Origin of the sequence: Oceanobacillus piezotolerans, assembly GCF_003665065.1 — a bacterium.
GTDB classification, from domain to species: domain Bacteria; phylum Bacillota; class Bacilli; order Bacillales; family Amphibacillaceae; genus Oceanobacillus; species Oceanobacillus piezotolerans.
On sequence record NZ_RCHR01000016.1, the window covers coordinates 1 to 7,932 of the forward strand.

10 protein-coding genes and 1 pseudogene are annotated in these 7,932 nt (G+C 32.1%); 5 read left to right on the top strand and 6 right to left on the bottom strand.

Annotated features, from left to right (window positions below; all coding sequences use genetic code 11):
• The 3 genes and pseudogenes from D8M04_RS19785 to D8M04_RS19790 all read left to right on the top strand — a co-directional run.
• Nucleotides 1-120, top strand: a pseudogene (locus tag D8M04_RS19785) (transposase); the annotation flags it as partial.
• A 15-nt stretch (nt 121-135) separates the two neighbouring features.
• Nucleotides 136-288 carry a hypothetical protein gene (locus tag D8M04_RS20085; RefSeq protein ID WP_158595165.1) on the top strand — a complete coding sequence of 51 codons (153 nt, stop codon included), beginning with the start codon at nt 136-138 and terminating at the stop codon, nt 286-288.
• 365 nt (nt 289-653) lie between these two features.
• Nucleotides 654-1,496, top strand: a complete 843-nt coding sequence (locus D8M04_RS19790; RefSeq protein ID WP_147436847.1) for a hypothetical protein — start codon at nt 654-656, stop codon at nt 1,494-1,496.
• 446 nt (nt 1,497-1,942) lie between these two features.
• On the opposite strand, the gene D8M04_RS19800 is transcribed toward D8M04_RS19790, so the two are convergent.
• On the bottom strand, nt 1,943-2,332 hold the full coding sequence (locus D8M04_RS19800) for a thiol-disulfide oxidoreductase DCC family protein (protein ID WP_121525130.1): 390 nt from the start codon (nt 2,330-2,332) through the stop codon (nt 1,943-1,945).
• 43 nt (nt 2,333-2,375) lie between these two features.
• A complete protein-coding gene (locus D8M04_RS19805; RefSeq protein WP_121525131.1) occupies nt 2,376-2,765 on the bottom strand; it encodes a hypothetical protein in 390 nt (129 codons plus the stop codon).
• 150 nt (nt 2,766-2,915) lie between these two features.
• On the opposite strand from D8M04_RS19805, the gene D8M04_RS19810 reads away from it, so the two are divergent.
• Both D8M04_RS19810 and D8M04_RS19815 read left to right on the top strand, forming a co-directional pair.
• On the top strand, nt 2,916-3,185 hold the full coding sequence (locus tag D8M04_RS19810) for an autorepressor SdpR family transcription factor (protein WP_121525132.1): 270 nt from the start codon (nt 2,916-2,918) through the stop codon (nt 3,183-3,185).
• A 1-nt stretch (nt 3,186) separates the two neighbouring features.
• A complete protein-coding gene (locus D8M04_RS19815; protein ID WP_158595166.1) occupies nt 3,187-3,810 on the top strand; it encodes an SdpI family protein in 624 nt (207 codons plus the stop codon).
• A 58-nt stretch (nt 3,811-3,868) separates the two neighbouring features.
• On the opposite strand, the gene D8M04_RS19820 is transcribed toward D8M04_RS19815, so the two are convergent.
• From D8M04_RS19820 to D8M04_RS19835, 4 genes are all read right to left on the bottom strand, one after another.
• A complete protein-coding gene (locus D8M04_RS19820; RefSeq protein WP_121525134.1) occupies nt 3,869-4,456 on the bottom strand; it encodes a sporulation delaying protein family toxin in 588 nt (195 codons plus the stop codon).
• A complete protein-coding gene (locus tag D8M04_RS19825) occupies nt 4,443-5,396 on the bottom strand; it encodes a sporulation-delaying protein SdpB family protein (RefSeq protein WP_121525135.1) in 954 nt (317 codons plus the stop codon). The genes D8M04_RS19820 and D8M04_RS19825 overlap by 14 nt, the downstream gene beginning before the upstream one ends.
• Nucleotides 5,389-5,925, bottom strand: a complete 537-nt coding sequence (locus D8M04_RS19830) for an SdpA family antimicrobial peptide system protein (protein ID WP_121525136.1) — start codon at nt 5,923-5,925, stop codon at nt 5,389-5,391. Before D8M04_RS19830 ends, D8M04_RS19825 begins: the two co-directional genes overlap by 8 nt.
• A gap of 328 nt (nt 5,926-6,253) precedes the next feature.
• Nucleotides 6,254-6,973, bottom strand: a complete 720-nt coding sequence (locus tag D8M04_RS19835) for a site-specific integrase (RefSeq protein WP_158595167.1) — start codon at nt 6,971-6,973, stop codon at nt 6,254-6,256.
• Nucleotides 6,974-7,932: the final 959 nt, after the last annotated feature.

Here is a 7,932-nt window from a genome sequence, read left to right on the forward strand (position 1 = left end):
AAAACTGGTGAGATTTATGGCAAACGTAAAATTGATGTGGAACCAGTCTTCGGATTCTTGAAGGCTAATTTGGGTTTCACTCGAATGTCTTTGAGAGGTAAAGACAAAGTCAAAAATGAATAAGGGTTTGCATTTATGGCGGTAAACTTGAGGAAGTATACCGCCAAGGACCGTAAACCAGTGACAGAGAATGGAAATAACTCAACAAAAAATGGTTCCGAGCGAATTTTATTGCTCGGAACCATTTTTTATACTATTTTAGCTGGTTATGTCCCAGCCTCGTTTTAATGTTTTTGATTAACTTTGAAAGATCCTTTTGATCAAACTATTTTTATTATAGCTCTTTTTTTATTGTAATATTTATATCAGGATTAGCATTAATTCATCGACGAACTTTACAGCCCCGAATAATCTGCTGGTTTTAAAGTAAAATTATTTGTCCATTCGTAACTCTTTTTAAATCACTTATCTAGATTGATAAACTTCATCATGAGTAACACTACTGTTTTCTATTTCCACTTTCTTTTTAGAGGATAAAAAAGAAAAAAGCAATCTCGTCTGGTCCATTAATCAAGGGGTACATGGCGAAAAGAGAATCGTTGAAAATATGAAGCTGATGTTGGCAGAAGGACACATTTTGGAAAGTGTCCGAATTGAACACATGGGAAATTCTGCAGAATCGGATATTGTATACTGGACCTACAGGGATTCATTCCCTTGAAATTAAGAACTTTGGTGCAAAAGGAAACTGGAACATCCATATATCCAAAGATGGTCAATGGCAAAAAGTCTTCCAAAACGGGAATCGGGAACCGATGAAAGATGTCGGAAATCAAATGAATTACCATATCGCAGTTAAGGAAAGGTTCTTGAATGGGAAATTAAAAGAAAAGTACGGGGGAACTGCTCCCAAAATTAAAGTACATGCAGCGATTGTTATTGCCAATGATACGGTGATGGTTGAAAACGAAAGTGAACTTCCTGTTTTACGCTTATCCTCACTTTATCGTTATTTGGAAAAAGAGGTATCTCATGTATCTGAAGAATGGCAAGACCGCATAGTGAGGATATTGGAAGACCATAAAAAATCAGGAAAACCTTACGAAGTACAAAATTTCCAAGCGAATATGGAAAAACTCCTTTTAGAAGCCGAACATATTTCAAAGCTTTTTGATTTGCGATTTTGTTGGTTGAAAGGAATGCAGGAAGAATTTACATCTACAGCGGAAGATTCAATGGATATCGAAATCCAAAGAAGCTCTAACCAAGTAGAAGAAACACCATATCTAATTAGTAGAGTGGGTTGGTTAGGAATATTGCTATCAATTCCATTGCTATGTATTGCATTCTATGCTTGGATTTATCGAAACTTTCTTGGACTTGGTGAGGGTATTTCATCAGGTGACATTATTAGAAGAAATCACTTCGGTTGCTTTACTGCTTCTCATTGTCGCTTGTATGATATTCCTTGTTCCTGGATTCGACGTATGGGATGAACAAACAGAAAAACAATACCGAAAAGATATAAAAGAGCGATTAAAAAAACATGATAAAAACATAAGATCCTATGTAAGTAGAGGAGTATAATATAGACCCTATATTTGTACCTTCGACTAAGCTTCTTTCTGTAAGGAATAAATAGATTAGTATTTAAGTAGGTTCTTAATGTTAAAAGGAAAAAGTATTTATAAAGAAGATAATCCATTTTTTAGAGATTTGGATGATAGATTTCCATTTGAAAAAGGGATAAAGCATTACCAAATTGTCTTCATTTTTTTACTTAGTATTATTAGATTTTCACTCCATTATAATCCTGTAAACCCGCTTCTTCTGAAGCGGGTTTATTTATTACTATTACATTATTTTTTATGACAGAGGTATTAATTTCCTTAGTAGTTTTGTTAAACACTATAGCATATAAAAAGAAGCAATATGGACTTTTTTACATAAAAAAACGTTTTCGGTCTTCAATACTAGGGATTTTGCAGTGCTGGGAAGAACTAAACGTTAGTTTATGTCTATTCCTAGAGATAATTTTGTAAACTATATCCCTTATTGGTTTTGGTATCAGTAGAAATATAGTTAAAGTAATACCTTTTAAATTTCCTGCTACTTTTAATGCAGCAGTAGACCTATCATAGATTTTCCCGTTAGAAATTAAAAAGAAACTATCAATATCTGGAGGCACAGTAAAATTAGACAATATATGTTTACCCTTTGGGCTATTCAATGCCACAAAATCAAATTGCTTCTTTTGATCATTTTTTAGAACAAAGTGTATAGTTTTATTGCAAAATATACAGCTACTATCAAACAATATTACTTTTCTCATATAAATCCACCTCTTATAAAATGACCCTTATTTAGTTTCTTGTTCAATCTTTTTTGTTTTGCATACATTGAAGTGCTAGGTCATGTGCCTCTTCCTTCGATAGACGGTAAAAATCTGGTTCCCGTGATTCTTCTGTCTGAACTACAGATTGTATAGATTTAGCACGTTGCTCCATATCATAGTTAAAATATCGTATATTGTCCCAAGTTTCTTTTTCTAGAGAATTATCTCCAGGTAAGGGAACGGGAAACCAAGTACCATGGGGTTCTAAATAGATATTACCTAAACTGTATTTATCGTTGGGTTTATTAACTCTTTTAACTTTATACCCCTTCCCACCTTTAAATTGAATGATATCTCCTACACTGATAACGTTAATTTTTTTCTTTAACTTCGAATCATTCTTTAAGAACTTAAAGATTCTATTTACCAAATTAATTCCCCCTTCAAACTAAATTATATATTCATCTTACTTTTGCAAATCTAAATTTTCAAATATATTATTGACAAGATGAAATGAAAATATTATGATTTATTTAGATATTTATTTAAATATCTAAGATAAAACAGGTGGCGATAATTTATGAATGACCTCTTTAAAACATTATCTGACCCTACCAGAAGGAAAATCTTAGAATTACTTAAAGAAAAGGATTTAACTGCTGGAGAAATTTCCAATAATTTCAATATAAGCAAACCGAGCATTTCCCATCACTTAAAATTATTAAAGAATGTAGATTTAGTCTATTCAGAGAGGAGAGGGCAACACATTTATTATTCATTAAACACTACTGTTTTCCAAGATATTATTCATTGGATATTAAACCTAAAGAATAATGGGGAGGAGAGATAATATGAAGAAATATTTAGTGTCGATTTTTATTATATTAATTTCTATTGTTATCGGATTAATAGCTCTACCAAACCTTACAGATGAACTACCAATTCACTGGACTCAGGGAGAAGCAGATATATTTGTATCTAAATTTGTTGCTATATTTATAATACCGTTTTTTATGTTAGTTACATCTATTTCTATTATTGTAATGGATAAGATTCAAAACAATAAAAGGAATAGCAAAACTATTAATACGATAAATAACATTTCATTGTTATTTATGTTTGCCATTCAGTTATTTATAATTTCAGTAGGGTTAGAAATCGAATTAAACAGCGACCTTTTTATGGGTATTATAATAGGGGGAATAATTACTTTAGTTGCTAATCCAATGCAGAAGACTAAACCTAACGCTCTATACGGTTTAAGGACCCCCTGGACTTTAAAAGATGAAAGAGTCTGGACTAAAGCAAATAGATTTGCAGGTAAGCTGTTATTCGTGGTTGGCATATTAATCATAGGCTTATCTTTTGTTGTACCCGATTCTATTTCGATTATATCTATATTATTAATTCTGGTGACCGCATTCATTGCCGTTATGTATTCTTACCTAATATATAGAAGGTTAAATCTATCATAAATATAGAAGCGTAGCGATATAAAAAATACCGCTATGCTTCCATATTAATAGTTTGATATTAGTTAGCCATTTCTACTATATCTAAGACTAATGATTCTCTAGCAGTCGGTTCCATACTTGATTCAAATCCAGGTCCAACAGCGACAAATTCCAAATAAAATGTAATTTGAACTGCGTGAGAAAACGCAGCCACCAGTGAAAGGACAGCAACAAGACAGTTTGCATCAGCTACTTCACCTTCACTTAACTTTGTATCATACTCAGTATTCATAATTTCTATAAACCTTTCAGAACCATGAATTAACAGTTCCTCAGTTTTTTTGAGATCCTTGTTGTAAATTGCATCTTCAAAGTCTTGAAAGAAAGTAGGGTGTTCTTCTTTCATTTTTGCTAAAACTTCATCTACAGCTTTTATATTTTCTGCTTGATTTGCCTTTTCATAGTTTTTTGAGTTCCAGAGTCCATCAAGTTCTTTGGCAATTTCACCTTGTCCGATTACAACACCTCTAAATATTTGTTCTCCACTATAACGTTTTTCATTAGCATCGATGATTGATTCGGTAGCGAATACATTAGTAGAGAATAAGGATAAAACAATTGTAGCGATTAGAAAAATTGATATGAATTTTTTCTTATTTCTCTTCATACCTAAGCCTCCCGTTTTTTAATAGTTTTATTTTATTTAAGCCCTTAAATGTATTGGATAGAACTGTATTTTTCACCTCCTTAAAATTAAAGGTTTCTTCTAAAGGGCGTAAATACATTAGTAAAACTGCAATCACTGCTAGAGAGAAAGATATAAGGCCTAGCGCTATTGCAAAAATTTCATGCATGAACATTGCTGCAATAAGAATATATTTCCAGTACTTTTTGTCTATTACTAATGCCATAACTAATATGAATTGGAGTATTAAAGTTCCCCAGGTAGGTACAACTATCAATGGAGTAGTTAAGAGGGGTTTGAATATATTAAGTAAATCTGGGTGAAAACCCAACATTGGAGATTGTATGTAGTACCATACAGCTGTACCGTCAATCCATTCTTCCTCTGAGATTTTAGCGACAACAGAATGAAAGTATAAAATAGCAACCTGAACTCTAAGCGCATAATAGCTAGTCATACCTATTACTTTACTAATTTCGTCTCTGCTCTGTGGTGGGTCTTGCCAATGCCACTTTCTATTATCAGTTAGAGTTATAGGTAATAGAATAAGAGAAAATACTGTTGCAACTTGTTCTCCACCATCAACTGCTACAGCAGAATTGTAAAAACTAAAGGTAATCCAAGCGTGAAATATACCTGTAAAACGTGGGCGCCACCCACTTGCAACGATTCCCAATATCAATATACAAATCCATTTAATAATTATTAACTCGGTATCATTAAAATCAATTAAACAGAATATAGAATATCTATTACTACAATTAGGATAGGTTTCACTGAAACTACTCGGTTTAAAAAAATTTCCGGTTGGATTAAATAAAAGGGTAAGTAATGTTGAAGTAGCTAGTAACGTTCTTGCTAAACCGTAAACATTAGTCCACGGATTTGCATTATGTAACCAATTTTCCAATTTTTTATCCATATTTGCATTGCACCTCGACCTTAATTACTTCAGCTTCCATGTCATTCTGACTATAATATTTACCCCAAGCCCAAGGGACTGGTTCTTGAAATGAAAAACCAATATTTCCGCATAAAGAAGGGTTTTTGTCTTGGTTTATTATTTTTTGAGAAACGTTTAAATCTTTTAAACAATTTTTGATATCTCCATCACACGTATCCCTTTGTTCACTATCAATTTGAGAAAACAATGCACCGGCTTCTATTCCTTGTGCTCTACCTGTTCTTATTAATCCGAATGCGTTTCTAGGAAGGTTATTAGGCCAGACTATAGTTTTATTACTATCCTCTAAAACGTGAACATTAAACAGTTGATCTCTTGGGTTCTTACTAAAAAATCCCCATGATTGCAAAACATGACTGTTTATCGTGCTGGTTGTAGATTTACTTAGAGCAAAGGGTGAATAAGATAAAGAGGATATAATAGTGATAAAGAAAAACGTCCCCCAGAAAACTATCATCATGAAAATTGATAATTTAATTTTTCTCATAATCTACCTCTCTTTAATTCATATGTCTTAGTGTTTTCAAAATTATATTTTAATAATGTTGACTTATCACCACCCGAATTTACTGAATTTAATAATTTATACTGAATAGAACTAATATTTTTTACACATATATAATAAAACATTTTTCGACGGTTTTAAAGCAATAATTTCAAAATAGTCTAAATAGTCTAGTGTCATTTTGTGTATAGGTAAGTTAATACTAGTGATATTTTACCTTGAGTAAATGGAATAGACAGACATTGGTAGGTGGAAACCGTATATTATTCTTTTTTCTACAAAAAAACACATATAGAGATGTTAAACATCTCTATATGTGTTTTAATACTTCATTATTTCCCCACGAATGTCCTACGTTTTGTTCTTTTGATTGCTTATTCTCTAAGTAAATCATCGTCGTTTCTAATGACTCATGGCCGAGAGTTTGCATGATACGGAAAACATCGCTGTCATTCTCTGCGCTAATAATAGCAAACCCATGACGTAAGGTATGTGGAGATATAGAAAGAATCTTATCTTTATCTTTTTCTGGCAAAGTACCAGCTGCAGCTTGTAGTTTTAATTTATTGTTTACTTGAATAAAGGGTACATCCACTTCATTTAATTTCTTGGTAATGAACATAGAAAGATTTTTGTAATTATAGGCTTTCCCTTTAGGTGTGGTGAATAAAGGGGAATGGTCCGTTGGATCCAAAATAGTGTCTAGTCTTCTTCTTTTTCTAAACTTAACAATCGTTTGAAATACATTATCGTGAATAAGAAGTGGCCTTTTCTTATTTCCTTTTCCAATCACCTCTAACCAGTATCCATATGTATTGGTTTTGGGATTATATTCACGAGTTAAGTCACTTACTTTTGTGGTGCAGATTTCGCTTATCCTTGCTCCCGTTGTAATTAATACCGCTAATAATCCATGAACAATAGGATTATTCCGGTAGTAGTCGAGAAGCTGGATAACTTGATGTTTAGTAATATCTCTGTTTGGTAAATCTTTTTTCCCTACTTTAGCTGATAAGAAAGCATGATGCACCGATTCAGTGATGTACCCCTTCTTATATAAATAATGTAGGAAAGATTTAAAGATAGTCGTCTTCCTAGAAATAGTTGCTATGGAATAAGGCTTATTTCCTTTTCCTAGGGGAACTGTCTTTAACCAATTTTGATAGATTCGTATTTGTTTCTCTTTAATGCAGCGGAAGAGAGATTCCCCAGGTATATCGGGTATGCCGAATTGTTCTTTGTTATTGGCAAAGAGTAAGTAGATTTGTAGAAGCTCCCTTACATATTCTCCCTTTGTATTATCTTGTGTATTTTTGTCTTCGTCTTGGTCCTTTTCTCCATGTTTACTGTAGGAAGTATCATTGAGCGATTATTTGATGTGTTCAATGGCTTCGAATCTCTTTGTAACTGATTCATAAAATAACATCCCCTTTGTAATGCAGTAAATTTCATAACAGAAATATTAATTTTAAATAATTTATTACATAGTTTATAAGTTGAGAACTATAAATATCGTAGCATAGTAATCCTTATTTTTCTATTTGACATAAATAGCATTAGAAAAATCTATTTATTTGTCCAATATATAAAACTATGAAAGAAATAGGGTTGTTTTCTAAACTATAATACTTATGTTATGATATCGAATAGCCATTATAGTTTTTTGTATTACAATATATAATGCGGAAGCTATAATTAGTTTTGAATAGAATATAAAGAATATCTTTGTTTCAAATATTGTATAAGAAGATTATAGACGCAATATCTAAGGATAACTTAGCATTAGGAGTAGGGGAGAACCATATAAATATGTTTCTTTAATAACAAATTAATTTCGCTAAAATACAAAGACGATTGTGAAGAAATGTACTTAAACTCCCTCAGATAGATTCGATTTACTCGTAAATGCTCGCTTATTCGCAGGATTTCAAACCACTTTTCAGTACATAAACGGATAATTGGAATGAGTGTCGATAATAAAGGCTTCAT

Bases quoted from the DNA above. Each gene is read 5' to 3' on its own strand.
- D8M04_RS20085 (WP_158595165.1), top strand. From the start codon at position 136: ATGGCGGTAAACTTGAGGAAGTATACCGCCAAGGACCGTAAACCAGTG.
- D8M04_RS19800 (WP_121525130.1), bottom strand. From the start codon at position 2,332: ATGAGAAAAGTAATATTGTTTGATAGTAGCTGTATATTTTGCAATAAA.
- D8M04_RS19810 (WP_121525132.1), top strand. From the start codon at position 2,916: ATGAATGACCTCTTTAAAACATTATCTGACCCTACCAGAAGGAAAATC.
- D8M04_RS19815 (WP_158595166.1), top strand. From the start codon at position 3,187: ATGAAGAAATATTTAGTGTCGATTTTTATTATATTAATTTCTATTGTT.
- D8M04_RS19820 (WP_121525134.1), bottom strand. From the start codon at position 4,456: ATGAAGAGAAATAAGAAAAAATTCATATCAATTTTTCTAATCGCTACA.
- D8M04_RS19825 (WP_121525135.1), bottom strand. From the start codon at position 5,396: ATGGATAAAAAATTGGAAAATTGGTTACATAATGCAAATCCGTGGACT.
- D8M04_RS19830 (WP_121525136.1), bottom strand. From the start codon at position 5,925: ATGAGAAAAATTAAATTATCAATTTTCATGATGATAGTTTTCTGGGGG.